The following is a 1,051-nucleotide window of genomic DNA, read 5'->3' as shown; positions in this document are numbered from 1 at the left end:
AGATGTGTATAAGAGACAGCCTGCGGATCTGCGCACTCGCCTGCGCCGATAACGCCGTCCTCTTCGCCGCCGATGGAGCCGACCTCTGCCTCGATGGACAGACCCAGCTCGTTGCAGGTGGCAACCAGCTCTTTGGTCTTGGCAACGTTCTCGTCGATGGGATAGTGAGAGCCGTCGAACATGATGGAGCTAAAGCCGGCTTCGATGCACTTCTTGGCGCCCTCATAGGAGCCGTGGTCAAGGTGCAGCGCAACGGGAACGGTGATGTTGAGCTCTTCGAGCATAGCGGTGACCATGCCTACAACGGTCTTGTAGCCGCACATATATTTGCCGGCGCCCTCGGAAACGCCGAGAATGACAGGAGAGTTGAGCTCCTGCGCGGTGAGCAGAATGGATTTTGTCCACTCAAGGTTGTTGATGTTGAATTGACCTACTGCGTAGTGGCCTGCCTTTGCTTTGGTGAGCATTTCTTTAGCGTTTACTAATGGCATATGCATCTTCCTTTGTCAAAATATTTCAACAGAAAAGCGTCCCCCTCTGTCGAGTTACCTATATTATACTATAAATTCAACAGGATTTAAAGGGCTTTTCCGAAATTTTTTATGTTTTTTTACGTATTATTTTCTGTTTCAATAATTTTCATCCAATATTCACATTCCTTCTGCTGATTTTAGTTGCTTTTGCGGCGTTTTAGAGGTATAATATAGAGAAAGAATACAAGGCAAATAATTTTGTTCAGAGGTAATGGTATGGACAATCCTTTTGAAAATGAAAGAAACGGTTTTGAGCCGCATCCGCCTGCCCCGCAGGAGCCGGTTCAGCCGGTGCAGCCTGCGCCGCCCGTGCAGCAGCCTGCCCCCGAATATTTGCAGCCGCAGAATCTGTTTGAGCAAGACCCTTCCGATGTGACGGAAGAGCCTGCGCCTACGGAGGAGCCGGTTCCGCCCGTGCAGCAAGTACAGCCTGTGCAGCACGTACAGCACGTACAGAGTGTACAGCCTGTGCAGAACGTGCCGCCGGCGTTTTCTGCGGAGGACGACAGCTTCAACCC

At 50.9% G+C, this 1,051-nt stretch carries 1 protein-coding gene and 1 pseudogene; one reads left to right on the top strand and one right to left on the bottom strand.

Annotated features, from left to right (window positions below):
• On the bottom strand, positions 1-491 hold a 491-nt coding region (locus tag KQI83_RS06335; protein ID WP_216555699.1), incomplete at its 3' end, for a class II fructose-bisphosphate aldolase.
• Between the two features lie 258 nt (positions 492-749).
• On the opposite strand from KQI83_RS06335, the pseudogene KQI83_RS06330 reads away from it, so the two are divergent.
• Positions 750-1,051: pseudogene (locus KQI83_RS06330) on the top strand (hypothetical protein); the annotation flags it as partial.

Origin of the sequence: Roseburia sp. MSJ-14, from assembly GCF_018918225.1 — a bacterium.
GTDB lineage: Bacteria > Bacillota > Clostridia > Lachnospirales > Lachnospiraceae > Petralouisia.
Note: the sequence above shows the minus strand (reverse complement) of the source record. Positions and strands in the feature narration are given on the sequence as shown.